The organism is Streptomyces sp. NPDC053474 (genome assembly GCF_044544845.1).
GTDB lineage: Bacteria > Actinomycetota > Actinomycetes > Streptomycetales > Streptomycetaceae > Streptomyces.
This window is the reverse complement of sequence record NZ_JBITXV010000001.1, coordinates 276,084-303,073: the sequence shown is the minus strand read 5'-3', so window position 1 is coordinate 303,073 and position 26,990 is coordinate 276,084. Positions and strand designations below refer to the sequence as shown.

The 26,990-nt window shown below is 73.1% G+C and carries 24 protein-coding genes; 10 read left to right on the top strand and 14 right to left on the bottom strand.

Annotated elements, in window-relative coordinates; genetic code table 11:
- The first annotated feature begins 61 nt into the window (after nt 1-61).
- Nucleotides 62-3,412 carry a S8 family peptidase gene (locus ACIG3E_RS01325; RefSeq protein WP_399609799.1) on the top strand — a complete coding sequence of 1,117 codons (3,351 nt, stop codon included), beginning with the start codon at nt 62-64 and terminating at the stop codon, nt 3,410-3,412.
- A 31-nt stretch (nt 3,413-3,443) separates the two neighbouring features.
- Here the strand turns inward: ACIG3E_RS01325 and ACIG3E_RS01320 are convergent, their stop codons facing one another.
- Entirely contained in the window at nt 3,444-3,848 is a 405-nt protein-coding gene (locus ACIG3E_RS01320) for a YybH family protein (RefSeq protein WP_399609797.1), read from the bottom strand.
- A gap of 25 nt (nt 3,849-3,873) precedes the next feature.
- On the opposite strand from ACIG3E_RS01320, the gene ACIG3E_RS01315 reads away from it, so the two are divergent.
- Complete coding sequence (locus ACIG3E_RS01315; RefSeq protein WP_399609795.1) at nt 3,874-4,305, top strand: winged helix-turn-helix transcriptional regulator; 432 nt, start codon at nt 3,874-3,876, stop codon at nt 4,303-4,305.
- Between the two features lie 29 nt (nt 4,306-4,334).
- On the opposite strand, the gene ACIG3E_RS01310 is transcribed toward ACIG3E_RS01315, so the two are convergent.
- On the bottom strand, nt 4,335-5,219 hold the full coding sequence (locus ACIG3E_RS01310; RefSeq protein ID WP_399609793.1) for a helix-turn-helix domain-containing protein: 885 nt from the start codon (nt 5,217-5,219) through the stop codon (nt 4,335-4,337).
- A gap of 128 nt (nt 5,220-5,347) precedes the next feature.
- On the opposite strand from ACIG3E_RS01310, the gene ACIG3E_RS01305 reads away from it, so the two are divergent.
- Nucleotides 5,348-6,433, top strand: a complete 1,086-nt coding sequence (locus tag ACIG3E_RS01305) for an NAD(P)-dependent alcohol dehydrogenase (RefSeq protein ID WP_399609791.1) — start codon at nt 5,348-5,350, stop codon at nt 6,431-6,433.
- 294 nt (nt 6,434-6,727) lie between these two features.
- Entirely contained in the window at nt 6,728-7,117 is a 390-nt protein-coding gene (locus ACIG3E_RS01300; protein WP_399609789.1) for a VOC family protein, read from the top strand.
- 25 nt (nt 7,118-7,142) lie between these two features.
- Here ACIG3E_RS01300 and ACIG3E_RS01295 read toward each other — a convergent pair whose 3' ends face one another.
- The 3 genes from ACIG3E_RS01295 to ACIG3E_RS01285 all read right to left on the bottom strand — a co-directional run bounded on the left by ACIG3E_RS01295 (nt 7,143) and on the right by ACIG3E_RS01285 (nt 9,974).
- Complete coding sequence (locus ACIG3E_RS01295) at nt 7,143-7,937, bottom strand: alpha/beta fold hydrolase (RefSeq protein ID WP_399609787.1); 795 nt, start codon at nt 7,935-7,937, stop codon at nt 7,143-7,145.
- Between the two features lie 3 nt (nt 7,938-7,940).
- On the bottom strand, nt 7,941-8,648 hold the full coding sequence (gene msrA / locus ACIG3E_RS01290) for a peptide-methionine (S)-S-oxide reductase MsrA (protein ID WP_399609785.1): 708 nt from the start codon (nt 8,646-8,648) through the stop codon (nt 7,941-7,943).
- A 207-nt stretch (nt 8,649-8,855) separates the two neighbouring features.
- Complete coding sequence (locus ACIG3E_RS01285) at nt 8,856-9,974, bottom strand: hypothetical protein (protein WP_399609783.1); 1,119 nt, start codon at nt 9,972-9,974, stop codon at nt 8,856-8,858.
- Nucleotides 9,975-10,095: 121 nt separating this feature from the next.
- Here ACIG3E_RS01285 and ACIG3E_RS01280 point away from each other — a divergent pair, with 121 nt between their 5' ends.
- The gene (locus ACIG3E_RS01280) at nt 10,096-11,250 is read left to right on the top strand and encodes a cystathionine gamma-synthase (RefSeq protein ID WP_399609781.1); all 1,155 of its coding nucleotides are present in this window, start codon (nt 10,096-10,098) and stop codon (nt 11,248-11,250) included.
- A 35-nt stretch (nt 11,251-11,285) separates the two neighbouring features.
- Here ACIG3E_RS01280 and ACIG3E_RS01275 read toward each other — a convergent pair whose 3' ends face one another.
- The 3 genes from ACIG3E_RS01275 to ACIG3E_RS01265 form a co-directional block, all read right to left on the bottom strand.
- A complete protein-coding gene (locus ACIG3E_RS01275) occupies nt 11,286-11,540 on the bottom strand; it encodes a hypothetical protein (RefSeq protein ID WP_399609779.1) in 255 nt (84 codons plus the stop codon).
- A complete protein-coding gene (locus tag ACIG3E_RS01270) occupies nt 11,537-12,022 on the bottom strand; it encodes a sigma factor-like helix-turn-helix DNA-binding protein (protein ID WP_399609777.1) in 486 nt (161 codons plus the stop codon). The genes ACIG3E_RS01275 and ACIG3E_RS01270 overlap by 4 nt, the downstream gene beginning before the upstream one ends.
- 239 nt (nt 12,023-12,261) lie before the next feature.
- Nucleotides 12,262-12,774 carry a MarR family winged helix-turn-helix transcriptional regulator gene (locus tag ACIG3E_RS01265; protein ID WP_399609775.1) on the bottom strand — a complete coding sequence of 171 codons (513 nt, stop codon included), beginning with the start codon at nt 12,772-12,774 and terminating at the stop codon, nt 12,262-12,264.
- 145 nt (nt 12,775-12,919) lie between these two features.
- Here ACIG3E_RS01265 and ilvA point away from each other — a divergent pair, with 145 nt between their 5' ends.
- From ilvA to ACIG3E_RS01250, 3 genes are all read left to right on the top strand, one after another.
- Nucleotides 12,920-14,149: a threonine ammonia-lyase gene (gene ilvA / locus ACIG3E_RS01260; protein ID WP_399610733.1), complete on the top strand. Its 1,230-nt coding sequence runs from the start codon at nt 12,920-12,922 to the stop codon at nt 14,147-14,149.
- A 212-nt stretch (nt 14,150-14,361) separates the two neighbouring features.
- Nucleotides 14,362-15,387, top strand: coding sequence for an ATP-binding cassette domain-containing protein (locus tag ACIG3E_RS01255; RefSeq protein ID WP_399609773.1), 1,026 nt, complete (start codon nt 14,362-14,364; stop codon nt 15,385-15,387).
- Nucleotides 15,388-15,431: 44 nt separating this feature from the next.
- The gene (locus ACIG3E_RS01250) at nt 15,432-16,229 is read left to right on the top strand and encodes an ABC transporter permease (RefSeq protein ID WP_399610730.1); all 798 of its coding nucleotides are present in this window, start codon (nt 15,432-15,434) and stop codon (nt 16,227-16,229) included.
- 63 nt (nt 16,230-16,292) lie between these two features.
- Here ACIG3E_RS01250 and greA read toward each other — a convergent pair whose 3' ends face one another.
- Entirely contained in the window at nt 16,293-16,790 is a 498-nt protein-coding gene (gene greA / locus ACIG3E_RS01245; RefSeq protein WP_366793058.1) for a transcription elongation factor GreA, read from the bottom strand.
- A 193-nt stretch (nt 16,791-16,983) separates the two neighbouring features.
- Entirely contained in the window at nt 16,984-17,415 is a 432-nt protein-coding gene (locus ACIG3E_RS01240; protein WP_399609770.1) for a DUF4307 domain-containing protein, read from the bottom strand.
- A 122-nt stretch (nt 17,416-17,537) separates the two neighbouring features.
- On the opposite strand from ACIG3E_RS01240, the gene mca reads away from it, so the two are divergent.
- Nucleotides 17,538-18,419 (top strand): mycothiol conjugate amidase Mca, encoded by an 882-nt coding sequence (mca, locus tag ACIG3E_RS01235; RefSeq protein ID WP_399609768.1) that lies wholly within the window; start codon nt 17,538-17,540, stop codon nt 18,417-18,419.
- Entirely contained in the window at nt 18,420-18,659 is a 240-nt protein-coding gene (locus ACIG3E_RS01230; protein ID WP_242721940.1) for a hypothetical protein, read from the top strand.
- Nucleotides 18,660-18,682: 23 nt separating this feature from the next.
- On the opposite strand, the gene ACIG3E_RS01225 is transcribed toward ACIG3E_RS01230, so the two are convergent.
- The 4 genes from ACIG3E_RS01225 to ACIG3E_RS01210 are packed head-to-tail and all read right to left on the bottom strand — an operon-like array spanning nt 18,683 to nt 26,829.
- Complete coding sequence (locus ACIG3E_RS01225; RefSeq protein WP_399609767.1) at nt 18,683-19,798, bottom strand: hypothetical protein; 1,116 nt, start codon at nt 19,796-19,798, stop codon at nt 18,683-18,685.
- Nucleotides 19,795-21,087: a CHAT domain-containing protein gene (locus ACIG3E_RS01220; RefSeq protein WP_399609765.1), complete on the bottom strand. Its 1,293-nt coding sequence runs from the start codon at nt 21,085-21,087 to the stop codon at nt 19,795-19,797. Before ACIG3E_RS01220 ends, ACIG3E_RS01225 begins: the two co-directional genes overlap by 4 nt.
- A gap of 6 nt (nt 21,088-21,093) precedes the next feature.
- Nucleotides 21,094-23,583: a tetratricopeptide repeat protein gene (locus tag ACIG3E_RS01215; RefSeq protein ID WP_399609763.1), complete on the bottom strand. Its 2,490-nt coding sequence runs from the start codon at nt 23,581-23,583 to the stop codon at nt 21,094-21,096.
- Nucleotides 23,584-23,601: 18 nt separating this feature from the next.
- Nucleotides 23,602-26,829, bottom strand: coding sequence for a tetratricopeptide repeat protein (locus ACIG3E_RS01210; RefSeq protein ID WP_399609762.1), 3,228 nt, complete (start codon nt 26,827-26,829; stop codon nt 23,602-23,604).
- Between the last annotated feature and the right edge of the window lie 161 nt (nt 26,830-26,990).

Sequence of the window (26,990 nt, the reverse complement as noted above, 5' to 3'; positions counted from 1 at the left end):
CTCCTCGACATACTGCGTGACTCAGAGCTTTCACCTTTGAGGGGGAAACTTGCTCAGACAAGTGAAGAAAGCGAGACGACCGGTCACCGCGCGTCGCGCGGGCGCGGCCACCATCGCGGCCGCGGCGGCCGTAGCGCTGGCCGCGGGCATGACCAGCCCGGCCCAGGCGGGCTCCGGCTCCGCCGCACCTGAGCACGATCGCGTCAAGACACCGGTGAAACACCACGTCACGCTCCTCACGGGGGACCGCGTGACGGTGGACACCAAGGGGCGCGTCACCGGGTTCGCCCCCGGGAAGGGGCGGGCGCACATACCCGTGCGGACCACCCGCGCGGACGGCCACACCCTCGTCGTACCGGCCGACGCCCAGCGCCTGATAGCCGACGGCAAGCTCGACCAGCGGCTCTTCGACATCACCGAGCTGAGCAAGAAGAGCAGCCGCGCGTCCCAGAAGCAGGGCCTGAAGGTCATCGTCGCCTACAAGGGCGCGGCCGCCGCGGCCAAGGCCGAGGTCCGGGACGCGGGCGGCACCAAGCTCCGCCGCTCCCTGAAGACGCTCAACGCCGACGCCGTGCAGACCCCGAAGCGCGACGCCGCGAAGCTCTGGGACGCGCTCACCGCGGAGCGCGGCGCGGCCCGCACCACCGCGTCCGGCATCAGCCGCGTCTGGCTCGACGGCACCCGCAGGGCGAGCCTCGACAAGAGCGTCAAGCAGATCGGCGCCCCCAAGGCCTGGCAGGCCGGGTACGACGGCAAGGGCGTGAAGATCGCCGTCCTGGACACTGGTGTCGACGCCACCCACCCCGACCTCAAGGAACAGGTCGTCGGGGCGAAGAACTTCACCCCGTCGCCCGACGCCAAGGACCGCGTCGGCCACGGCACGCATGTCGCCTCCATCGCCGCGGGCACCGGCACGAAGAACAGCGCCTACAAGGGCGTCGCCCCGGGCGCGAAGGTCCTGAACGGCAAGGTCCTCGGCGACGAGGGCTCCGGCGACGACTCCGGGATCATCGCGGGCATCGAGTGGGCGGCCGCCGAGGGCGCCGACGTGGTGAACCTGAGCCTCGGCGGCGGCGACACGCCCGGCGTGGACCCGCTGGAGGCCGCCGTCAACAAGGTCTCCGAGGACAAGGGCATCCTCTTCGCGATCGCCGCGGGCAACGACGGGGCGCCCGCCTCGGTCGGCTCGCCGGGCAGCGCGGACGCGGCCCTGACGGTCGGCGCGGTCGACGACAAGGACAAGCTGGCGGAGTTCTCCAGCCAGGGCCCGCGCGTCGGCGACGGCGCGATCAAGCCCGACGTGACGGCGCCGGGCGTGGACATCACCGCCGCCGCGGCCCCGGGCAGCGAGATCGAGAAGGAGGTCGGGCAGAAGCCGGAGGGCTATCTGACGATCTCCGGCACCTCGATGGCGACGCCGCACGCCGCGGGCGCCGCCGCGCTGCTCAAGCAGCAGCACCCGAACTGGAAGTACGCCGAGCTGAAGGGCGCGCTCACCGCGTCCACCAAGCCCGGCAAGTACACGCCGTTCCAGCAGGGTTCAGGCCGGATCGCCGTCGACAACGCCATCAAGCAGTCCGTGATCGCCGACCCGGTGTCGGTGAGCTTCGGCACCCAGGCGTGGCCGCACACCGACGACAAGCCGGTCACCAAGAAGGTCACGTACCGCAACCTCGGCAGCGCAGCGGTCACCCTCGACCTGGCCCTCACCACGGCCGACCCCAAGGGCAACCCGGCGCCCTCCGGCTTCTACAAGCTCGGCGCCAAGAAGGTCACCGTCCCCGCGGGCGGCACCGCCTCGGTCGACCTGACCAGCGACACCAAGCTGGGCGGCACCCTCGATGGCGCGTACTCCGCGTACGTGACCGCGAGCGGCGGCGGCCAGTCCGTGCGCACGGCCGCCGCGGTGAACCGCGAGGTCGAGTCGTACGACGTGACGGTGAAGCACATCGGCCGCGACGGCGGGGCCGCCACGGCCTACGGCTCGTCCCTCTTCGGCCTCTCCGGGCTCGCCGCCCAGCAGGACTTCGAGGTCTACGACCCGTCCGGCACGGCCAAGGTCCGCGTGCCCAAGGGCGGTTACGCCCTGGACGCCAGCGTCTTCGTCGACCCGCAGGACGCCACCAAGGGCATCGACTGGGTCGTCCAGCCGAAGCTGAACGTCACCAAGGACACCACGGTGACCGTGGACGCGCGCACGGCGAAGCCCGTCGACGTGACGGTGCCCGCCGCCGACGCCAAGCCCGAGCTGGCGCTGCCGCTCTACGGCATCACGACCGACGCCGCCGACTTCGCCTCGGGCTGGTTCCTCGACTCCTACGCGGGCTTCCGCACCGCGCACCTCGGCCCGGCCGTCACCGACGGCTCGCTGCGGCAGAGCTGGGACGCGCGCTGGACCAAGGGCGAGAAGACCGAGTACGACGTCGTGTCGGGCGGCAAGGTCAAGCAGTTCGCCACCGGCTACACCAAGCACTACAAGGAGTCCGACCTCGCCACGGTGAAGGTCGGCCTCGGCGCCGCGTCCAGCGGGAAGAAGGCCACGGTCGCCGCCTTCGGCTATCTGCCGGGCAGCGATCTGAGCGTCGCGCTCGGCGTGCCGCAGAAGGCCCCGGGCACGCGCACCCTGTACGTCTCCGCGATCGACAAGGTCAAGTGGACCCTGGAGTTCGAGCAGCTGGGGGCCCCGGGCGACGACGGCGCCCCGGTCTCCGACGCCTCGTACTCGCTCGGCGCCCCGCAGACCTTCACGGCGGGCAAGACGTACGAGAAGAAGTTCAACACGGCCGTCTTCGGGCCGCGGATCGGCGGCGACTTCGGCGTCTTCCGCAAGGGCAACGAGATCTCCGGCTTCCTGCCGCTGTTCGCCGACGGCCAGACGCACGCGGGCAGCTCCCGGTACACGTCCGTGAAGACCACCCTGAAGCACAACGGCACGCAGCTCGGTGAGAACACCGACCCGCTGACCGGCGAGGCCTTCAAGGTGCCCGCGGGCGACGCGCAGTACCAGCTGTCGACCTCGGTCAAGCGCAGCGTGGCCGTGGCCGCGGCCTCCACGCGGATCGACGCGAGCTACTCGTTCCGCTCGAAGAAGACCACGGCCGTCACCAAGCTGCCCGTCTCCGGCGTGCGCTTCAACGCGGCCGTCGGGCTCGACAGCCGGGTGCCCGCGGACAAGAGGCAGTCCGTGCCGGTGACCGTGCAGGGCGCGGCCGCCGGGGCGAACCTCAAGTCCCTGACCGTCTGGGTCAGTTACGACTACGGCCGCAACTGGAAGCCCGTCGAGGTCAAGCACGGCAAGATCTCGGTGAAGAACCCGGCCGCGGGCAAGGGCATCTCCTTCCACGCCAAGATCAGCGACAAGAAGGGCAACAAGTCGACGCTGTCGATCTACAACGCGTACTACGGCAAGTGAGTCGGTCGCCTGAGTACGTGAGGCACGTGAGTTAGTCGCTTCGGGGCGCGGCGCCGAACGGACTGTCGATCACATATCGCCAGTATCCGTCGGCGCCGCGTCGTGCCACGTCCGTGGCCGTCGCGCGCACCTCGCCGCCGATCTCCCAGTCCACGACGAGCAGTGCGATGTCGCCGTCACCAGCGATGTGCACCTGCCGGGTGCGCACGGAGATGGGCAGGCCGAGGGCCAGGAACGGGGCGTTCTGCGCGGCGATCGCGGCGTCCCCGTGCACCGGTACGCCGGACTCCGGTACGAACGCGGCACGCGGCTCGTACAGCGCGCGGACCGCTTCCGGATCACCGCTGTTGAACCGCGCGGCGAACGCGGCGGGGACGTCCTCGGCCCGCGTCGGCAGGGGCGTCGGAGGCAGGATGGGGGTGCTCGGTTCGGTCATGCACAGCACGGTAGGAGGCGCCCTCGTGGCTCACCGAACGGTAAGTCAGGCAGGTCAGGGCGTGCGCGAGGGGCGGCCCGGGCTCCCCGACGACCCGCGCGCCCGGGTGGTGGCGCCGAGCCCCGACTGCCCCGTGGAGGTCACGCTCGCGGCGCTGCGGGGCCGCTGGACCACGCTCGTGGTGCGGGAGCTGCTCGCGGTTGACGTGTACGCGTATAGCGAACTGGCCGCCGCGCTACCGGAGTTGTCCGACAAGGTGCTTGCGGAGCGGCTGGCGCAGCTCACCGCCGCCGGTGTGGTCCGGCGCACGCGGACGCCCGGCTGGCCGCCCACCGTCACCTATCGGCTCACCCCGCACGGCAGGGAGCTGGGTCCGGTGCTCCAGGCCCTCTGGGACTGGGGCGCGGCCGCCCTTGACGTACCGGAACGCGGTGAATCAAGCCGGTCCGGCGTTTGAGGACGAGGCGCGCGGCGCCGGGAACACCGTCAGCGAACCCCCGCCGGGGACTCCGCGTTCCAGCTGGCCAGGAGGCGGAGGGCCTCGGCGGAGGGGGAGCCGGGCTCGGCGTGGTAGGTGATCAGGGACTGCTCCGTGTCGTCGGCGAGCCGCATCGTCTCGTACGACAGCGTCAGCCCGCCGACCAGCGGATGCCGCAGCTGCTTGACCCCGTGCCCCTTCTCCCGCACGTCGTGCGCCGCCCACAGCCGCCGGAACGTATCGCTCTTCACGGAGAGCTCCCCGACGAGCGCCGACAGCTGCGGGTCGTTCGGATAGCAGCCCGCGTCCATCCGCAGGAAGCTGACCATGTCGGACGCCTTCTGGTCCCACGTGTCCGCGAACAGCTCGCGCATGCCCGGGTCGAGGAAGACGAGCCGGGCCCAGTTCCGCTGCTCGCGCGGCAGCGCGCCCCAGTCGCCGAACACGGCGACGGCCATGCGGTTCCAGCCGAGGATGTCGGAGCGGCGCCCGCCCACGTACGCCGGGACGGTGTCCATCGCGTCGAGCAGCTGCTGCACCGCGGGCCGCAGCGCCTGCGTCCGCGCGACGCGCTTCTTCTTGTGCGCCGTGGGCTTCGCGAGGTGCGTGAGGTGCGCGTGCTCCGCGCTGCTGAGCCGCAGGGCGCGGGCGATGGAGTCGAGGACCTCGGCCGACACATTGCGGCCGTTGCCCTGCTCCAGGCGCGTGTAGTACGCCACCGAGACGCCCGCGAGCTGCGCCAGCTCCTCGCGGCGCAGGCCCGGGACCCGCCGGTGCCTGCCGTAGCTGGGCAGGCCGACGTCCTGGGGCCGCAGGCGCGCCCTGCGGGTGCGCAGGAACTCGCTCAGCTCGGCCCGGCGGTCCAGGCCCTCGGGGGCGGCGTTCACGTCCATGCCTACCAGTATTCCGGCGCCCGGCTGTGCGTACGCTCCTGAGCCTGATACCAGCAGTGGTACGCACACCGTGCGTAGGCACAGCGGAGGTCTGGGTGACCGGCAGCGCCGCTGCCAGGCTCAGTGGCATGACCGCACAGACAGTTCCGCAGACCACCACCCCCACCACCGGTGCCCACCAGGTCCCGGCCTACGCCGCCCCCGCGGCCTCCGCGCCCCTGGAGCGCACCACCGTGCCGCGCCGCCCCGTCGGCGAGCACGACGTGCTGATCGACATCAAGTACGCCGGAATCTGTCACTCCGACATCCACCAGGCCCGTGACGGCTGGGGCGAGGGCATCTTCCCGATGGTGCCGGGCCACGAGATCGCGGGCATCGTCGCCGAGGTCGGCCCCGGCGTCACCAAGTTCGCGGTGGGCGACCGCGTCGGCGTCGGCTGCATGGTCGACTCCTGCCGCGCGTGCGACGCCTGCCGGGCGGGCCTGGAGCAGTACTGCGCCAAGGGCAACATCCAGACGTACAACGCGCTCGACAAGAACGGCGAGCCCACCTACGGCGGCTACTCCCGGCAGATCGTCGTCGACGAGGCCTTCACGCTGCGCATCCCCGACGGCCTGTCCCTGGACGTGGCCGCGCCGCTGCTGTGCGCGGGCATCACCACGTACTCCCCGCTCGCGCACTGGAACGCGGGCCCCGGCAAGAAGGTCGCGGTCGTCGGGCTCGGCGGCCTCGGCCACATGGCCGTGAAGATCGCGCACGCGATGGGCGCGGAGGTGACCGTCCTCTCGCAGACCCTGCGCAAGAAGGACGACGGGCTGCGCCTGGGTGCCGCCCACTACTACGCCACCAGCGACGACGCCACGTTCGAGCAGCTCGCGGGCTCCTTCGACCTGATCGTCTCCACGGTGTCGGCGCCGCTGCCCTTCGACAAGTACCTGGGCCTGCTGAAGACCGACGGCGCCCTGGTGAACGTGGGCGCCCCCGAGGAGCCCGTGTCCCTCAACGTCTTCTCGCTGATGCTCCAGCGCAAGACCCTCGCGGGCTCCGCCATCGGCGGCATCGCCGAGACCCAGGAGATGCTGGACTTCTGCGCCGCACACGGCCTGGGCGCGGAGATCGAGCTGATCACCGCCGACCAGATCAACGAGGCCTACGAGCGGATCCTCGGGAGCGACGTCCGCTACCGCTTCGTCATCGACGCCGCGACGATCTGATGCCGGACGGGCTGGAAATCCAGCCCCTCCGGCGTTTGAGGAGCGGGGGTCTGGGGGCGGAGCCCCCAGTTCGGGAAGGGGCGCCCGCGCGCGGAGCGCGCTAATGGACGCAGCGGGGCGCCCCGCGAGGGCCCTCTGGTCCCGGGGGACTAGGACGCATGGCGCAGCGACGGCCGGGCCGGTGACGGATGCCCCGGCGGGCAGCCCAGCCGTAGCGTTCCAGGTGTCAGCACGACAGACGAGAGAGAGCCGGGACCGGGGCGGCCCGGCCGGGCTCCGGAGGAGGTCCGCACGATGAGCATCGCGCTGAACCACACCATCGTCCACGCCGAGGACACCAAGGCATCCGCCCAGTTCCTCGCCGACATCCTGGGTCTCCAAGTCGGCCCCCAGTACGGCCCGTTCATCCCCGTGGAGATCCCCAACGGCGTCACGCTCGACTACTACGAGGGCGACGGCGAACCGTTCGTGCCGCAGCACTACGCGTTCATGGTCTCGGAGACGGAGTTCGACGAGATCTTCGGCCGCATCAAGGAGCGGGGCCTCACCTACTGGGCGGACCCGCACCACACGCGGGAGAACGCGATCAACACGAACGACGGCGGCCGCGGGCTCTACTGGGACGACCCCAACGGCCACAAGCTGGAGATCATCACCAGGCCGTACGGATCCGGGGACGCGTGAGGGGAGCCCCGAGGCACAGCGCGCGTCACTCCCCGCGCAGGAACGCGAGGACCAGGGGCGTCGCCACGTCCGCGAGCTCCTCGAAGTAGGCGTGCCGGGCGCCCGGGACGAGCCGCGTCCGGGCGTCCGCGATCCGCTCCGCGAGCAGCGGGGCGTTGGCCGCCGGGTTGAAGGCGTCGTCGGCGCCGTGCACCACGAGCGTCGGCGCCTTGATCCGGAGCAGCGCGTCCCACGCGTCGTGGCGGGCGCTGGCCCGCAGATGACGCCGCCGGGCGTGCGCGGGCATCGACGGATCCCCGAGCGTGGGGAACTCCGTGCGCCCCGCCGCCTCCTGCGCGGCCAGCCACGCGGGCGTGTACATCAGCTCCCGCAGGGCGCGCGCCGCCGCCTCCTGGTCCGGCTGCGTGAGCGCGCGCCGGACCTCGGGCCCGCGCTCCACGCCGTGCGGCGCCCCCGGTGAGGTGCACCCCAGGACGAGCCGGTCCACGCGGTCCGGCCAGTCGGCGGCGAGCCACTGCGCGACCCGCCCGCCCATCGACGTGCCGTACACGTGGGCCCGCTCGATCCCGGCGTCATCGAGGACGGCCACGACGTCGTCGGCGAACCCGCGCGTGCTGTACGAGTCCGTGTCCGGCCGGTCGCTCTCGCCGGTCCCGCGCCAGTCCGGCGTGACGACGGTGAACGCGGCGGCGAAGTCCGCCACGACCGGGTCCCACCAGTGCCGGTTGTTGGACTGGCCGCTCAGCAGGACCAGCGGCTCACCGGAGCCCCGTACCTCGTACGCGAGCGCGGTGCCGTCGGCGGCGTGGGCGAAGGGCATGACCTACCGCGCGGCTTCCGGCGCGGGGGCGATGCCCGTGGGGCAGGCCCGGCCCCAGTTCGTCTCGGAGGGGCTGGCCAGCTCGACGCCGGTGCCGCCGATGCCGCAGTACCCGTCGGGGTTCTTGTCCAGGTACTGCTGGTGGTAGGGCTCGGCGGGCCAGAAGGGGCGGTCTTCGGCGGGCAGCACCGTCGTGGTGATCTCACCGAGGCCCGCGGCCGTGAGGACCTGCTGATAGGCCTCGCGGGACGCGGCGGCCGTCTCCTCCTGGACGGGGGAGTGGGTGTAGACCGCCGAGCGGTACTGCGTGCCCACGTCATTGCCCTGGCGGAAGCCCTGCGTCGGGTTGTGCGACTCCCAGAAGACCTTCAGGAGCTCGGCGTAGGTGACCTTGGCGGGGTCGAAGACGACGCGGACCACTTCGGCGTGGCCGGTCAGGCCGGAGCAGACCTCGTCGTAGGACGGGTTCTTCGTGTATCCGCCCTGGTAGCCGACCAGGGTCGTCCACACGCCGGGGGTCTGCCAGAACTTGCGCTCCGCGCCCCAGAAGCAGCCGAGCGCGAAGTCCGCCACCTCCAGGCCGTCGGGATAGGGACCCTGGAGGGCGGTGCCGAGGACGGTGTGCCGGGAGGGGACCTCGAACTCGGGGGTCTCGCGGCCCTTCAGGGCCTCCTCGGGAGTCGGGAGCACGGGGGTGCGGCCGAAGATCATCGGTTCCTCCTGGAGCAGGTGTCGGCATGATGCTCAACGCCTGGGGGCGGCCGAGAATTCCTGGGCCGGACCACATGCCGCCGCGGCACGGAGAGCGCCCCGAAGGGGCGCGGGGCTGTGCTCATCTGCGGCTCCGCCGCGCGGGCGCGACCAGCTACGACGGACCAGCGGACGACCGACGGCCTAGCGGGGAACCCCAGCGAAGCGCTAGTGCCGCAGCGTCGCAGGACTCCCCCCATTCGCCTCATAGCCCGCGACCGCGAGGGCGCGGTACACCGCGTAGTCCGCCGCAGGATCCCCGGACAGCGTCCAGGGCAGCGCCCCCACATGGCCGTCGACGAGCACCAGCTGGTGCATCGCCTCGCCCCAGCGCTCGCCGCGGACCAGGAAGAAGACCAGGAGGTGCCGGACGTGGGCCAGCATCGGGTCGTCGGGCCGGGCCGAGTGCACCGCGAACTGGGCGCCCTCGACGGCCTTGGTCACGACCTCGCTCTGGTAGAAACCCCGCACCATGTTGACCTCGGGCAGGTGCTCGTACACCGCGAAGAGGGGGAGCGCGGAGAGCAGCGAGCCGCGGGGCGCGCGGGCGGCGGCCGCCTCGGCGAAGGAGAAGGCCTCCGCACGGGAGCCGTGCCACTTCTCGCACCAGTAGTGCAGCGCCGCCAGGTGCGCGCCCATGTGCGCCGGCGCGCGGTCCAGGATCTTCAGCCACAGCTGCTCGAACTCCGCGCGCGGATAGGCGAGTCCGCGGGCGATGGACAGCTCGATGATGTACGGGATCGGGTCGCCGGGGGAGAGCAGCGCCGCCTGGCCGCAGGCCGCCTTGGCCTCCTCCAGGATGATGCGGAACTCGTCCGTCCCGGGTGTCGACGTGCGCCAGGCCTGCTGCACCAGGAACTCCGCGTGCACGGCCGCGCCGCCCGCGTCCTTCTCGGCCTCCGCGCGCCACACCCGCAGCCACTGGCCGCCCGGGGTGTCGCTGACCCCGCCGGGCCGCCGCTGCAGCTCCAGGGACGCGGCGCCCGCGAAGGCCTGCACGCGCTGCCAGCGCTGCTCGCCGTGCACCTCCGTCCCGGCGAGGAGCTGGGAGGCGCCGCGCCAGTCCTGGGTGCGCTGCACCAGGTCGAGCACCTCGACCAGGTCCGCGTCCGGGCCCGGCATGCGGATGTCCAGGTCCTCCTGGCGCGCGAAGCCGTAGTTCGCCGGGTCCGCGGCGTCCGGGGCGCCCGGGTGCACCTGGCGGATTCCGGCGCGCCTGCGCAGCAGGACCGGCCCGAGGACCGCCCCGATCATGACCACTGCCATCAGGACCCAGAGAATCTCCATGCCTCCAAGCGAACCAGACGCCTGTGACAATTGGCCAACCTGACCGTCCGCGCAGGCCAAACGGCTCGTGGCGGCCGCCCCGCCCGGCCCGCGGCGCCGCCTCGCACTACGCTCAGGCCGCATGAGTGACTCGCACAGCAGCCAGAGCTTCGAGACCGTAGCCATCCACGCGGGCAACACCGCCGACCCGCTCACGGGCGCCGTCGTCCCGCCCATCTACCAGGTGTCCACGTACAAGCAGGACGGAGTCGGCGGCCTGCGCGGCGGCTACGAGTACAGCCGCAGCGCCAACCCGACCCGCACGGCGCTCGAGGAGAACCTCGCCGCCCTGGAGGGCGGCCGCCGCGGCCTCGCCTTCGCCTCCGGCCTCGCCGCCGAGGACTGCCTGCTGCGTACGCTGCTCGCCCCCGGTGACCACGTGGTCATCCCCAACGACGCGTACGGCGGTACGTTCCGCCTCTTCGCGAAGGTCGTCGCGCGGTGGGGCGTGGAGTGGTCCGTCGCGGACACCTCGGACCCGGCGTCCGTACGAGCGGCCCTCACCCCCAAGACGAAGGCCGTCTGGGTCGAGACGCCGTCCAACCCGCTGCTCGGCATCACGGACATCGCCGCGGTCGCGCGGATCGCCCACGAGGCGGGCGCCCGCCTGGTCGTCGACAACACCTTCGCCAGCCCCTACCTCCAGCAGCCGCTCGCCCTCGGCGCCGACGTCGTCGTGCACTCGATGACGAAGTACATGGGCGGCCACTCGGACGTCGTGGGCGGCGCCCTGATCGTCAACGACGACGCCCTGGGCGAGGAGCTCGCGTACCACCAGAACGCGATGGGCGCGGTCGCCGGGCCCTTCGACTCCTGGCTGGTGCTGCGCGGCGTCAAGACGCTCGCCGTCCGCATGGACCGGCACAGCGAGAACGCGACCCGCGTCGCCGAGATGCTGACCAGCCACGCGCGCGTGACCAACGTCTTCTACCCGGGCCTCGACTCGCACCCCGGCCACGAGATCGCCGCCAAGCAGATGAAGGCCTTCGGCGGCATGGTGTCGTTCCAGGTCGAGGGCGGCGAGGAGGCGGCCGTGGAGGTCTGCAACCGGGCCCGCCTGTTCACGCTGGGCGAGTCCCTCGGCGGCGTGGAGTCCCTCATCGAGCACCCCGGCCGCATGACGCACGCCTCCGTGGCGGGCTCGGCCCTGGAGGTCCCGGCCGACCTGGTGCGCCTGTCGGTCGGCATCGAGGCGGTCGACGACCTCCTCGCGGACCTCAAGCAGGCTCTGGGCTAGTCCGGTCGCCCGGACCCCGGGCCGCCGCTCGCGGGCTACCAGCGCGTGAGCGGCGGCGTCGTCCGCGACGGCGGCTCCACCCACGGCTGCGCCGTCGAGGCCCACACGGCGAAGGCCACCGCGGCCGCGAGCAGCAGCACCCACAGCAGGCGCCGCACGGCCGTGCGGCGCCGCAGGGAGCGCGTGCCGCGCCGGACCGCGTCCGCGTGCAGGTCGGGCGGCACGGACGCGGGCGCCCCCGCGTCCAGGAGCTGGCGCACGGCCGCCTCGCCGCGCTCCTGCTGACTCATGACGAGGTCGCCTCCCCCAGGGCCGGTACCGCGGGGGCGGGCCCCCGGGGCGGGTGCAGGACGGTGGCCACGGCGCGGGCGCTCACGGCGCGTACGCGCTCCGGCGGCAGCCCGAGCAGCGCCGCGGTCTGCTCCTCGGCGACGCCTTCGTAGAGACGCAGGACGAGGACGAGCCGCTCCAGGGGGGACAGCCGGGCGAGCAGCCCTCCGTGGCCGCGGTAGCGCCACCAGGCACCGCGCGCGTAGTGCACGGCCACGTGCGTACGGGTGCGGTCGTAGGGGTCCTCGCCGCGCATGCGGTCCCAGGAGGCGTACGTCGCGGCGAGCGCGCGGGTCAGCAGCGCCCGCGCGCGGGGGTTGGCGTCCGGCGGCTCAGCGGTGAGCAGCGTGGCGGCATGCAGGAGACGCCCTGCCGCGCCCGCGACGAACGCCTGGAACTCCCGGGCGCGGCGGGCCTGTTGGGCGGCCTGCCGCTCTCGCACCGTGCCTCCCGCCGTCCGGCGTAGGGGGACTCGGTTTCATCTGAGGCCAGGCACGGCGCCCAGGTCAAGAGCCCGGCGCGAGCGGAACCGCGCGCTCGGGCACCTGGGGGTGGAGCAGGTCGTCGTGAGCCACGCCCCCGTACGGGCCGTGCGGAGCGGACTCCGCGCGGTCGGCGCTCGTCAGCGCCCTCCCGTACGAGGGCCGGGGCCGCGGCAGTCGGCGAACCGCGGCCCCGGGCTCAGGAGTCGGCCTGCGCCGCAGGGTCGGGCACCGCGTGGGCGTTCTGCCGCGCGGAGAGCGCGGTGTTGAAGCGGGTGAGCAGCGCGGTGAAGCCCGAGCGCTCCTCGGGCGTCCAGTCCTGCGTGAGCTCGGCCATGAGCTCACGGCGCGAGGACCGCACGTCGTCCAGGCGCGACTGGCCGCGCGGGGAGAGCTGGAGCACCACCGCACGCCCGTCCTCGGGGTGCGAGGTGCGCTTGACCAGGCCGGTGTCGACGAGCGGCGCGACCTGGCGGGTCACCGTCGAGGAGTCGATGCCCATGCTCGCCGCGAGCGCCTTGACGCCCATCGGGCCTTCCTTGTCGAGACGGTTGAGCAGGAGATACGCGGCTCGGTCCATGGAGTTGCGGACCTGTCCGACGCCGCCAAGACGGGTCTGCTCGGCGCGCCGCGCGAACACCGCTACCTGGTGCTGGAGCGTGTCGAGGAGGCCGGGATCGCTGGCGGTCGTCATGTCCGGAGTTGTGGGCATGGCCGTGGGCTCACTTCATGGGAAGGGTGGTGGGTTGGGGGACAGGGTACGGGGTCCGGGCGCTACCCGTACCGGCGCTGCGCAAACCCGTCTCGCCGCTTGGTCGGACGAGGAGGAGACTGGCGTGAACTGCGAGACTGCCGTCATGAGCTACCGCACGACACGCTCCTTGCCGGCCGTCACCCTGGACGACGTGCGCGGCGCGCAGAAGATGCTGGGCGGCGTCGCCCGGGTCACGCCCATGGAGGGCAGCAGATACCTCTCCGGGCTCGTCGGCGCCCCCGTCCACCTGAAGTGCGAGAACCTCCAGCGGACCGGCTCCTTCAAGCTGCGCGGCGCCTACGTGCGCATCGCGGGGCTGCTGCCGGAGGAGCGCGCGGCGGGCGTCGTCGCGGCCAGCGCGGGCAACCACGCCCAGGGCGTGGCGCTGGCCTCCGCGCTGCTCGGGGTGCGCTCGACGGTGTTCATGCCGGTCGGCGCCCCGCTGCCCAAGGTCGCGGCGACCCGGGACTACGGCGCGGAGGTGCGCCTGGAGGGCCAGGTCGTCGACGAGACGCTGGCCGCGGCGCAGGAGTACGCGCGTACCACCGGCGCCGTCTTCATCCACCCCTTCGACCACCCGGACATCGTCGCCGGGCAGGGCACCGTGGGCCTGGAGGTCCTGGAGCAGTGCCCCGAGCTGCGCACGCTGCTGATCGGCGTGGGCGGCGGCGGGCTCGCCGCGGGCATCGCCGTGGCCGTCAAGGCGCTGCGCCCCGACGTACGGCTGGTGGGCGTGCAGGCGGCGGGGGCCGCCGCGTACCCGCCCTCGCTGGCCGCGGGTCGGCCGGTGTCGATCGACAACCCGGTGACCATGGCGGACGGCATCAAGGTGGGCCGCCCGGGCGACGTGCCCTTCCAGCTCGTCGAGGAGCTCGTCGACGACATCGTCACCGTCTCCGAGGACGCCCTCTCCAGCGCCCTGCTGCTGTGTCTGGAGCGGGCCAAGATGGTCGTCGAGCCCGCGGGCGCCAGCCCGGTCGCGGCCCTCCTGAGCGCGCCGCGGGCCTTCGAGGGGCCCGTCGTCGCCCTGCTGTCCGGCGGCAACGTGGACCCGCTCCTGATGCAGCGCATCCTGCGCCACGGCATGGCGGCCGCGGGCCGCTACCTGTCGCTGCGGCTGCGCCTGCCCGACCGCCCCGGGGCCCTGGCCTCGCTGCTCGGCGCGCTGTCCGTGGCGGACGCCAACGTGCTCGACGTGAGCCACGTCCGCACCGACCCGCGGCTCGGGCTCACCGAGGTCGAGGTGGAGCTGCACCTGGAGACGAAGGGGCCGGAGCACTGCGCCGAGGTGGGCGCCGCGCTGCGGGAGGCGGGCTACACGGTCCTGGACTGACCGGCCGCGCCCGCGCCCGGCCGGGCTTCAGACAGGGGTGGGCCGCCCCCGGCGCGAGCGGCGTCAGAGTTTTCCACAGGCTTGGCAGAACCAGTTGAGGAGACGCGATGTATCGCGTTACTGTGTGACTCACTCCACTGGCCGCCGGGCGAGCGAGGTCCGGCGAATCTAGGCTTTTCGCCAGGTACCGACCCAAACTATGGGAGACCTCTATGCCAGGCGCCATCTATGCCGAAGGTCTGGTGAAGACCTTCGGCGACGTAAGGGCTCTGGACGGCGTCGATCTGGATGTCCCGGAAGGCACCGTCCTCGGCCTCCTCGGGCCGAACGGCGCGGGGAAGACCACCGCGGTCCGCTGTCTGACCACCCTGCTGACCCCCGACAGCGGCAAGGCGGTCGTCGCCGGAATCGACGTACTGAAACATCCGAACGAGGTGCGGCGTTCGATCGGACTCTCCGGTCAATTCGCCGCCGTGGACGAGTACTTGACCGGCCGCGAGAATCTCCAGATGGTCGGCCAGCTCTATCAGATGCCGACCAAGCAGGCCAAGGCCCGGGCGGGCGAGCTCCTGGAGCGCTTCAATCTCAGCGACGCCGCCGACCGCCCCTCCAAGACGTATTCGGGCGGCATGCGGCGCCGCCTCGACCTCGCCGCGGCGCTCGTCGTCTCGCCACCGGTGATGTTCATGGACGAGCCGACGACCGGCCTGGACCCGCGCAACCGCCAGGCCCTGTGGGAGGTCATCCAGGAGCTCGTCGCGGGCGGCACGACCCTGCTCCTGACCACGCAGTATCTGGAGGAGGCCGACCATCTGGCGCACGACATCTGCGTCATCGACCACGGCCGCGTCATCGCCCGCGGCACCTCCGACCAGCTCAAGGCCAGGACCGGCGGCGAGCGCGTCGAGGTCGTGGTGCACGAGCGCGACCACATCGCCGTCGCCCGCGACATCCTCACCGGCTTCGGCAAGGGCGAGACCACCGTCGACCAGCACACGCGCAAGCTGACCGTGCCCGTCACCGGCGGCGCCAAGCTGCTCGCCGAGGTCATCCGCGACCTCGACGCCCGCGGCATCGAGATCGACGACATCGGTCTGCGCCGCCCCACCCTCGACGACGTCTTCATCTCCCTCACCGGCCACATCGCCGAGGCCGAGGAGGGGAACGGCACGGACGCCGCCCCCGGGAAGCCCCGGGCGGCCGCCAAGGACAAGCGCACGAAGGAGGCCGACAAGTGAGCGCCCTCAGCGACACCGCACCCGCCGCGAGGCCCGCGGGCGGCATGAGCTCGTCCGTCCGCGACTCCCTCGTCGTCGCCAAGCGGAATCTGATCCGCATGAGCCGGATCCCCGAGATCATCCTGTTCGGCCTGATCCAGCCGGTGATGTTCGTCGTCCTGTTCAGCTACGTCTTCGGCGGATCCATGAAGATCGGCTCCAGCACCAGCGCCGAGGAGTACCGCAACTTCCTGATGGCGGGCATCTTCGCCCAGACCGTCACCTTCGCCACCGCGGGAGCGGGCGCGGGCATCGCAGAGGACATGCACAAGGGCCTGATCGACCGGTTCCGCTCGCTGCCCATGGCGCGCGGCGCCGTCCTCACCGGCCGCACCATCGCCGACCTGGTGCAGACCGCCCTGACGCTGCTCGTCCTCGCCGTGGTCGCGGTCCTCGTCGGCTGGCGGATCCACGAGGGCTTCCCCAAGGCGCTCGCCGCCTTCGGCCTGCTGCTCCTGTCCGGGTACGCGTTCACCTGGATCGGCGCCCTGATCGGCCTGTCGGTGCGCACCCCGGAGGCGGCCACGTCCGGCGGCCTGATCTGGCTCTTCCCGGTCACGTTCATCTCGAACGCGTTCGTGGACTCCGGCAACATGCCCACCTTCCTGCGGCACCTCGCCGAGTGGAATCCCTTCAGCGCCACCGTCCAGGCCTGCCGCCAGCTCTTCGGCAACCCCGGAGTGTCCCAGTCCGACGCCTGGCCCATGCAGCACCCCGTCTGGGCCTCGGTGCTCTACTCGATCCTGATCATCCTGATATTCCGCACGCTCGCGGTCCGCAAGTACCGCACGGCGACGTCCTGACGCACGGCGAAGCCCCCGGCACGCGGGGTGCGTGCCGGGGGCTCCGGGCGGATCGGGGCGTGCTCAGCCCTGGTAGGGCTTGGCCTCCAGGATCTTGACCGAGGCGAGCTTGCCGTTCGGCAGCTCGTACTGGGCGTCCTCGCCGACCCGCTTGCCGTTCACACCGGAGCCGAGCGGGGACTGCGGCGAGTACGTCTCGATGTCGTCGCTCGCGTACTCCCGCGAGGCGAGGAGGAAGGTCACGGTGTCGTCCTCGTCGCCGTCGAAGGCGATCGTGACGACCATGCCGGGGGCGACGACGCCGGTCGCGGCGGGCGCCTCGCCGACCTTGGCGTGCTCCAGGAGCTGCGTCAGCTGGCGGACGCGGAGCTCCTGCTTGCCCTGCTCCTCCTTGGCCGCGTGGTACCCGCCGTTCTCGCGCAGGTCGCCCTCCTCGCGTGCCGCCGCGATCTTGGCTGCGATCTCGGTGCGCGCGGGACCAGACAGGTACTCAAGCTCTTCCTTGAGCTTGTCGTACGCCTCCTGGGTCAGCCAGGTGACGTTGTCGCTGGTCTGGGTCACAGGTGCTCCTCGTAGGTCCTTGAATACAAAGCATCGCCCTACCCAGAAGGATGTTCCCCTATGGGTGGGCGAAACCACGAGCCTAACAATTTCGGTGCCCGAGGGGGAGGACATATGTCATCAGAGACGCGTTAGCGCTGGTCACCGCCCTGTTTCCCGCGCGTGCCCCGGGCCTGGCGGCCCGCTTGCCGGGTCAGTCCGTGTGGCAGGAGACCAGGGAGGGGCTCGTGGCGCGCTCCGTGGTGCGGAGGGTGACCGTCTTGTCGATGCGTCCGCTGTTCTGGTCGAAGCGGAAGTCCCCGCGGCCCACCTCGGCCCCGTTCTCGGCCTGGGCGCGCAGGGTGCAGTAGCCCTTGGCGTCCGCGTCCTTGCGCACTTCCAGGTGGATTTCGACGGCCTTGTCCGAGACGGCGTCCCACTTGATGATCTCGGCGTTGATCTTCGAGCCCGCGAGGGAGTCGTAGCCGAACCAGCCGACGACACCGAGCAGCAGGACGCCGAGGACCGCGCCCACGACCTTCAGCTTGCGGTCGGCGCGCTGGTCGGCGGTGAGGGAGGCGCCGTAGCGGCCCTCCGGGGGCCTGGCGGCGGGGCCGCTCGTGTCACGGCCGCTGACCGCGGTCATGCTCGTCCTCCACTGGACACTGGACAGGGGTGCCGGAATTTTCCACCCCCCGATTCCGTCACTATAGAAGCCGCCCATTGCAGTGGATGACCGAGGGCGCCCAATTCATCGAGGATCGAGTCTTGACTGAGCAGCTGCGACTGATGGCCGTTCACGCCCACCCCGACGACGAGTCGAGCAAAGGCGCGGCCACGATGGCGAAGTACGTGTCCGAAGGGGTGGACGTGCTCGTCGTGACCTGCACGGGCGGGGAGCGCGGCGACATCCTCAACCCCAAGCTCCAGGGTGACACCTACATCCAGGAGCACATCCACGAGGTCCGCAAGAAGGAGATGGACGAGGCCCGCGAGATCCTCGGCGTCAAGCAGGAGTGGCTCGGCTTCGTGGACTCGGGCCTGCCCGAGGGCGACCCGCTGCCCCCGCTGCCGGAGGGCTGCTTCGCCCTGGAGGACGTGGACAAGGCGGCGGGCGAGCTGGTGAAGCAGATCCGCTCGTTCCGCCCGCAGGTGATCACCACGTATGACGAGAACGGCGGGTATCCGCACCCGGACCACATCATGACCCACAAGATCTCGATGGTGGCCTTCGAGGGCGCGGCGGACGGCGAGAAGTACCCGGAGGGCGAGTTCGGCCCGGTCTTCCAGCCGCAGAAGCTCTACTACAACCAGGGCTTCAACCGCCCCCGCACCGAGGCCCTGCACCAGGCGATGCTGGACCGCGGCCTGGAGTCCCCGTACGGCGAGTGGCTCAAGCGCTGGGACGAGTTCGAGCGGGTCGAGCGCACGCTCACCACGCACGTGCCGTGCGCGGAGTTCTACGAGATCCGCGACAAGGCGCTGATCGCGCACGCCACGCAGATCGACCCCGACGGCGGCTGGTTCCGGGTCCCGATGGACATCCAGAAGGAGGTCTGGCCCACGGAGGAGTACGAGCTGGCGAAGTCCCTCGTCGATACTTCCCTCCCCGAGGACGACCTCTTCGCGGGCATCCGCGACAATGCCTAAATGAGCGCAAGCCTGGCAATGACGCATCTCGTCCCCCTCGCCAAGGAGGTGGACGAGAACAAGGTGACCCCCGGGGTCCTCGGTTTCATCGTCTTCGCGGTGATGGCCCTTGCCGTGTGGCGGCTGATGAAGAGCATGAACCGGCACATGAGCAAGGTCGACTTCAAGGAGGCGCCGGACCCGGCGGCCCCTTCCCGCGAGCCGGTCGACGCCGGTGAGGCCAAGGCCGAGCGGGGCTGATCCCCCGGGCCCGGCCCGCGGACTCACCGCGAGTGGTCCGCCAGGGAGAGCAGCAGGTGCGCGGACTCCGGCCGCAGATGGTCGGAGTGCGCGCCCGCCGGGCCCCGCCCGCGGACGAACACGTGGCTCGCGTCGACGCTGACGAACCGGTGGTCGAGGACCACGTGCGGATAGCCGTCGTCCGTGCCCCGCATCCGGATGCCGGAGACGGGCGCGGGCGCCGTGCCGATGCCCGCGTGCCCGATGCCGGTGCGCTTCTCGGCCCGCAGGTGCCAGAAGCCGGTGGCCCGGTCGCCCTGCGCGTACGTCGCCACGACCGGGCCGCGCAGCGGCGCCCCGGCGAGTTCCGTGAACGTCTCGGCGAAGGCGTCGCGCGGCGCGGCCATCTGGAAGAGCAGCATCGAGTCCACGGTGAACGGCCGCCCCGGTGGCGCGGGCGTGGACCAGCCAAGCGTGCCGCCCGGCGCCCCGGCCGCCCACTGCACCGCCTCGCACAGGAAGCGGCAGCCGAAGGAGTGCCCGACGAGGTGTAGATACTGGCCGCCCCGGCCTGCTAGCACCGGCGCCTGGTGCGGGTCGCCGCGCCGGGCGTCGAGATAGCCGAGCAGCTGCCCGATGACGTCGGCCGCGTGCCCGGTCGTGCTCATGGCGTGCGCGCGGTCGCGGACGCGGCGGTAGCCGCCGAGGGACGGCAGCGACCGGGAGGGCCAGCGGATCAGCACCGGCCACGGCGCGAAGCCCCGCCCCGCCGCCCCGCCGAGCCACGTCCCGCCCGCCCCGCCGAGCGCCGGATACAGCTCCGGCCGTCGCGCGAGCTGTCGCCCCGCCAGGCCCAGGAGCTCGCGCACGGCCTGCCGGGACGACGTGCGCGAGGTCTGCCACCCGTGGACGTACACGACGACGTCTGTCGCCCACGACGGCGGTGTGAGCCGCGCGGCGAAGTGGTCGAGGAGCCCGGGCGGCGGCACGGGGCGCGGCCCGGCGCGGGTGTCCCGCAGCGGCCAGCCGCGCTCGTCGAGGTCGACGACGGCGCCCGCGTCGTCCCCGTGATCCCCGACGTGTCCGCCGTCCCCGACGTGTCCGCCGTCCCCGACGTGTCCGCCGTCCCCGACGTGTCCGTCGTCCCCGCTCCCGGTCACGCGGTCCGCTCCAGTCTGCTGTCCATGCCGCTGTGCAGCGCGTACGCGAGGCCCAGCGGGTTGTGCCAGGTGTCGGCGAAGTGCCGGGTCAGGGAGTGGGCGATCGCGCCCGCGGTCTCCTCGCCGGTCAGATAGCGGGTGACGAACGCGAGGGCGTACTCGGCGGCGAACCGCTGCGGCATTTCGATCTGCGGCCCCAGCACCCCGCACGCGCCCGCGTCGAACAGGGCCCGGCCGAGATAGGCCAGGTCGGCGTTGCCCGGCAGGCCCGCGTAGCAGGCGTTGAGCAGCACGAAGGGGCGGAAGGGCACGCAGGCGCGCGGGGGCGGGCGGTGGGCGCGCAGCGTGTAGCCGTCGATGGCGAGCTGGTCGGTCAGCTTCAGGACGAGGTACGGGGCCTCGTCGCCGGAGGCGGTGAAGTGGCCGTGGCACCAGAAGTACATCAGCTGCTCGTCGAGGCTCCGGTCCCGCAGGGCGCGCTCCAGCTCGTCCCGGGTGGTGCGCTCCACCAGGTCGCCGCCCGCGGCGAGCGCCGCCGCGACCTCGGCGGCCCGGGTCAGGCCCGCCGCGTCCACGGCGGTGTCGTGGTTGAGGCTCACGGCCGGGGCCGCGCGGGGCGGCGGCTCGCGGTCGTCGGCGACGCACGCGTAGGCGTGGCCGCCGGTCTGCTCGATCTGGTGCCGGTAGCCGAGGAACCGGGCGAACACCGCCGCCAGGGACGGGTCCTCGGGCTCCTCGCACGCGGCGGGCAGACACAGCATGGGCCACGGCAGGAACAGGTCGGAGTGGAAGCGGACGCGGAGCGGCGTGGCCCGGCTCAGCGCGTCCGTGAGGAAGCCGCGGAACAGCTTGAGCGTCTCGTCCTCACCGCCGAGCAGTACGTCGAAGAGCAGCTGGGAGCCGTACAGGGCGAGCCGGTCGAGCGCGGCGCGCAGCTCGTCCCCTGGCTCGCCGGTGAGGTCGACGCGGCTGGCGTACGGGAAGGGCACGCCGCGCGGGAGCCCGTCCGCGCCCACCGGCCGCAGCGCCACGAACTCGTCCTTCCACACCCGGCGCAGGCGCGCCGCGAGGGCCCGCGCCTCGCCCGGCAGCACCCGCAGCGTCACCGTGTGCTCGGAGCCGCTGACCGCGGGCACGGCGGGCCCGTACATCCGGGCGGTGATCGGCTCGTCCTCGCGCCGCGCGTCGAAGCCGACGACGAGGTCGGGATGGCGGACGACGTGCCGGGGCAGCCGCGTGTAGCCGTGGCTGGGGTCCTGCGTGACGTGGACGGGCAGGTCGTGGGCCATGGGGACTCAGGACCTCCGCAGCGCTTCGGGGGCCTGGCCCGTACGGGGTCCTTCGCCGTCGCCCTCGACGACGTCGATGTACGTCTCGACCTCCTGGAGCACGGTCGCCGTCTCCAGGTGCTCGACGGTGAAGAGCAGCCGGTGGCGGCCCGCGCGCCGGGGCGTGAACAGGAACTCGGCGGCGTCCGCCTCGCGGGGCGAGGGCCGCAGGGTGACCGCGTGCGCGGGCTCGATGTCGGCGCCGGTGAGCGGGGTGGCGCGGACGGTGAGCCAGGGGAGCGCGGAGGCTTGGTCCGACCAGGGGTGCTCGGGGCCGGGCAGCACCCGCAGCGCGATCCGGGACGCCGCCCCCGCGGTGGAGCGGTCGTCGAGGAGCGTCAGGTGCACGCGCGCGTGCGTGGCGGGGGACAGGGCGCCGGGGTCGACGTCCGTGCCGGGCTCGGGGATGGTGAGGCGGGCGGTGAGGGGGATGCGGCCGGGCGCGGTGCGGCCCGCCAGCCAGCCGTCGCTCCAGCGCAGTCCGGACGGGTCGTCGAGGCTCTCGAAGAGGCGCAGGGCGTCGGCGAGCCGTTCGCCCGCGAGGAACTCGAAGTGCCGCCACGGTGCTGCCTGTTCCAGGAGTGTCCACGCCACTCCGTGGGGACACTCGGCCCTCCGGAACTTCTCCAGTGCCGAGGACAGATCCGTCTCCACCGCCTGCCGACCCCCGACGGGGTCCGCAGGCAGGATCCCGAGCCAGTGGTCGGCCCACGCCCGCCCCAGCCGGTCGGAGGCCTTCGAGAACCCGCCGCCCGCCCGGCCGAGCGTCAGTACGGCCTCCTCCGGGCCGCCCGAGACCGCGTGGGCCACCCCCAGATACAGCTCCGCCCACGACCTGCCCCGCACGTCCCCGTTCGCGTGGTGCGCCCCCCTCGCCTCGGTCAGGCTCTCGACGGCCGCCAGGAAGTCACCGCGCACCAGGGCCGCCTTGCCCAGCTCGGTCCCGGTCCAGGCCTCGCCCTGGAGGTCACCGAGGCCGGTGAACCTGTTCCGGGCGTCCTCCAGGACCTTGCGGGCCTCCTCCGCGTCGCCGCGCAGCAGCCGAAGACGGCCGTAGTGGTACACGGCCCAGGCCTCGCCGCGCACGTCCCCGCGCACCTGATGGGCCTCCACGGCCCGGCGCAGGAGCCGCTCCGCGCCCTTCAGCCGCCCCTGGTCGCACTGGATGGCGGCCCGGGTGTGCAGGACCCAGCCGTCCGGGGCGGTACGGGGGCCGGATTCGGACGCCTCAAGGGCGTCGAGCGCGCCCACGGCGAGGGGCAGCTCGCCCAAGTGGCGCAGGGTGACGGCGATTTCCCGGACAGCGCGCGGGGCGCTGAGCCGCTCAAGGGCGTCCAGGGCCTGTTGAGGCGCGCCCGTCTCCCGGATGGCCACGGCCGCCGTGACGCACAGGGGCTGCCACGCGCCGGTGGCGCGCCACAGGGTCTGCTTGGCCCGCAGGAGCCGGAAGAGGCCCTGCTGGGTGATCAGTTGGGGTTCGAGGCGTTCGAGCAGGGCCGCGCCCTCCGGGTCGTCCCGGCGCAGGAGCCGTACCACCAGATCGACGTACGCGTCGACGCCGTGGCGCGGGTCCGCCGTCCCGTCGAGCACGGCGCGGGCCAGGGCCCGGTCCTTCGCCGCACCGCCGCGCGGGGAGCGGCTGCCGGTGCGCCGGTACCAGCCCGGCCGCGTCTGCTGGAGCAGCCCGTGGGCGGTCAGCTCCCGCAGCGCCGCGTCACGTTGCCGGTCTGTCGTGGGCGATTCCGCGCAGAGCGCTCCGGCCACCGTCGTGTCGAACTCGTCGCCCTCCCAGGGCTCGACGGCGGCGAGCAGCTGCTGCGCGACGGGACCGAGCGGCCTGCCCGGCGCGTCGGGGGCGGCCGCCCTCACCTCGCTCCGGGACCAGTCCCACCCGGCCTCGGCATGGGGGTGGTGCGCGACGGCGACGACGCGGGACGGGGTGTCCAGGACGAGCCGTTCGGCGAGCAGGAGCAGTTCGTCTCCCGGCTCCCCGTCGGGCACGCCGTCGAGCACCACCGTCCACCGATGCCGCGCGAGGCGGGCGCGACACAGGACGGGCAGCGCCTCGGGCAGCCGCTCGGGCCCGGACGCCCGGAAGTGGGGCAGCCCGTCCGCCGGGTCACCGTACGGCGGGTTCTCCTTCAGGGTCTCTTCCAGGAGCCGCAGCAACAGCCTCTCCGGCGCCGCCACGTCGGTCGGGCCCACCGCGAGCCACACGGGATCGGACCGCCACGGCGCGACCCGGGCGAAGCGCGCGAGCCGGGCCGCGAACGCCGACGTGCGCCGCGGCTCGGGGCCGTACAGCTCCAGCAGAGCGGGCCCCTCGGGCCGCCGCAGGAAGGCGCGCACCGGCGGGGGCAGGTCCTTCTCGCCCCGCGGCCCCAGGAACGGCCCGCGCGCGTCCGGCACCCAGCCGCCCACCGCGCCCACCCCCCCTCCGACGGCCAGACCACTCAACTCCCCACTATCGCGCCCTCACTGAGGGTGCGTCACCGAAACGCCCATGATCTCCCTGGCGTGCCGGTCGGGCGTCATGCCGAGCCGCCACCCCTGCCAGCCGGTCTCCAGCTCCGCCTTGCGCTCCAGGAACAGCTGGTACGCCTCCGTGTAGCCGTCGAGCTTGGCGTCCCGCAGGGGGTGCGCGGTGCGGGTGAGCTGGGCCAGTTCCTCCTGGGCGACGGCGACGCCGATGTCCCAGCCGCCGGGGGACGCGTACGGAAGGAGCGTGGCGCGCAGGAAGTGGGCCCAGTCCTCGCCGCGCCGGTCGCCGTAGGAGGCGAACAGGGAGATGGCGTCGTCGCACAGGGCGAGGGCCGCCTGCGTCCGGGCGTTGCCCGCGTCGATGACGGCGAGTTCGAGGCACGTCCAGCCCTCGCCGTGGGCGACGCCGATGCGCTGGAAGTCGGCCCGGGCGTCGACCAGGAGCTGCCGGGCGAAGCCGGAGTTGCGCAGCGAGCCGGTCTGGGCGGCGCGCTGGTCGCGGGTGACGCGGGCCGAGTGGTGCCGGGCGCACGCCAGGCCGTAGACGTCCCGCATGCGGGAGAACATGGTGCGGGCCCGCTCGAGCTCGCGTACCGCCTGGTCGAGGACGCCGGTCTCCTCCAGGGCCTGGCCCAGGTAGTACAGGGACCAGGCCTCGCCGCGCGCGTCCTCGTTGTCGCGGTGCCGGGAGACCGCCTGGCGCAGGCCGTCGACCGCGGGGGAGGGGTCGCCCGCGACGAGCCGGGCGCGGGCCAGCTGGGTGAGCGCCCAGGCCTCGCCGCGCGCGTCCCGCGTGCGCCCGTACAGCTCGATCGCCCGGCGCAGTTCGCTCTCCGCGCGCGGTACGTCGCCCATGCGCAGGCACACCTGGCCGAGCTGGAAGTGCGCCCAGGCCTCGCCGTGCACGGACCCGCTGTCGCGGTGCAGGTCGAGGGCCGTGAGCAGCATCTCCTGCGCCTCGGAGAGCCGGGAGCGGTCGCGTTCCACGGCGGCGAGCGCGTGCAGGGTCCAGCCGCGGTCGCCCGCGAGCTCGTCCGCGACCTGGAGGTCGAGGGCCTCGCGCAGCCGGGCGGCGGCCTCCGAGAGGTTGCCCTGGTGGTGCAGGGTGATGCCGAGGGAGCCGAGGGCGCGGGCCGCGCCCGCGTCCTGGCGGGCCTCGAAGTACAGGTCCACGACCGAGGTGAGCGTGGACCTGGCCTGGTCGAGCTCGCCCAGGTGGCGGGCCGCTATGCCGGTGCGCCACTTCACGTTCCGGCCGAGCAGGCCCTGGTCGACCGTCTGCGCGAGCTCGCTGATCTCGCCCAGGCGGTACAGGTCGCCGCGCAGCAGGCAGTAGTCGCACAGCGCGCCGAGCAGGCCGAGCACGGCCCGGGGCTCGACGCCTTCGGCGTGCCGCAGGGCCGCGGTGATGAAGCTCGACTCGTCGTCGAGCCAGCGAAGGGCCGCGTCCAGGGAGGTGAAGCCGTGCTGCCCGAACTGGTCGGCGCGCGTGGACGTCTTGCCGTCGACGAGGCGGATCACGGAGTCGGCGAGCTCGCCGTAGCTGACGATGAGACGTTCCTGCGCGGCGCTGCGCTCGGCGGGCTCCTCCTCGTCGGCGAGCCGGGCCTGGGCGAAGGAGCGGACGCTGTCGTGCAGCCGGTAGCGGCTGGCGCGCACCTGGTCGAGGAGGCCCGCGCGGGACAGCGCGGTGAGCTGCCGGGCCGCCTCCTGCTCGTCGGCGCCGAGCAGCGCGGCCGCCGCCGCGGTGCCGAGCGAGGCGCGCCCGGCGAGCGCGAGGCGGCGCAGGAGGCGGCGCGCGGCCTCGGGCTGGTCGGTGTAGCGCAGCCACAGGGTGCGCTCGACCGGCTCGACGGGCCCGTACGCGGCGAGGTCGGCGACGAGCGCCTCGGGGGTGCGCGGCCCGAGCGCGGAGCCCGCCACGCGCAGCGCCAGCGGCAGCCCGGCGCACAGCTCCCGAAGCCGGTCGAGGGACTGGGCGTCGTACGGCTCCGGCAGGTCCTGCGCCACCTGCCGGATGAGCTGCTCGGCCCCGGCGTCGTCCAGCGCCTCCACGGCGATCTCGTGCACCCGCGCGGGCAGGTCGGCGGGCAGGTCCAGGGGCCCGCGGGCGGTGACGAGGACGAGGCTGTCGGAGCGCTCCGGCACCAGCGTGCGCACCTGCTCGGGGTCGCTCGCGTCGTCCAGGACGATGACGACCTCAAGGCCGGTGAGGTGCTGGTGGTAGAGCTCGCTGAGCCGCTTGACCTGCTGCTCCTGCGTCGAGCGCTCACGGAAGAGGAGCTGTTCGCGCGGGGCGCCCAGGCGGTTGAGGAGGTGCAGGAGCGCGTCGCGCGTGGACAGCGGCGGCGTGTCCGGGCTCTCGCCGCGCAGGTCCACCACGCAGGCCCCGCGGAACTGGTCCTTCAGGTCGTGCGCGGCCCGCACCGCGAGCGCGGACCGGCCCGCGCCCGGCGCGCCGTGCAGGACCACCACCGTCGGCCTGGTCCGGGTGCTGGCCCGGGCCGCGTGCACCCACTGCGCGATCTGCCCGAGCTCGGCCCGTCTGCCCGCGAACTCCCCACCTGGCTGCGGGAGTTGCGTGAACGACTGCTCCAGTACGGTGCGCCGCCGCGCGGCCGCGCTCTTGTCGGCGCCGCGCAGCCGGGGCGCCCGCTTCTGCTGCCCCGAGCGGGCGCCGCCGACCCCGCCCGCCGTCGCCGCCGTGAGCACCCGCTGCTGGTCGAGGAACGGCCGGATGCCCCGCACCTCCAGGGCCGTCAGCCACTGGAGCCTCAGCTGCTCGGGCCCGCCGGGCTGGTGGACCGTGCCCGCGTGCCGCTGCGCCGCCGGGACGTGGGACGCCGTCACCTTCACCACGGTCGCGGCGAACCCGGCGACCGCGACGGCCCCGCCCGCGCCGAGCGCGGTGCCGCCGCCGGTGCCGAGCACGAGGTCGGCCACGCACGCGGCCACCGCGGCGACGGCCACGACGAGCAGGGGCGTCCCGGCCGCCTCCTTCGCATACCGCTGACCGAACGTCAGCTGCCCGGCGGCCGACTCGTCCAGGGCCCGCGTGTACGCCGCGTACTCCTCCGCCGCCGTCTGCTCCATGGCGTCGAGGGAGGCCCGTGCCCGGGAGAGCAGCACGTTCCCGTCGGTGCGGCCGCCGGTGCGCCGGACCTCTTCCTCGACCGCCCGTGCCAACAGGCGCTCGGCTTCGGCCCGGTGGCTGTCCCGCATGTGGTCCCCCTCAAAGAGGAGCACGTGACACCGCCGTCGCGCGTGCCCGTGCCCGCGTACCGTCGCGCGGCACGTGTCACGCGCCCCGCCCTGCACGGGTGCACGTACCCCGTCACCTCTACATGTACGTGTCAGTGTCCTGCGAACGCGCGACGGACGCG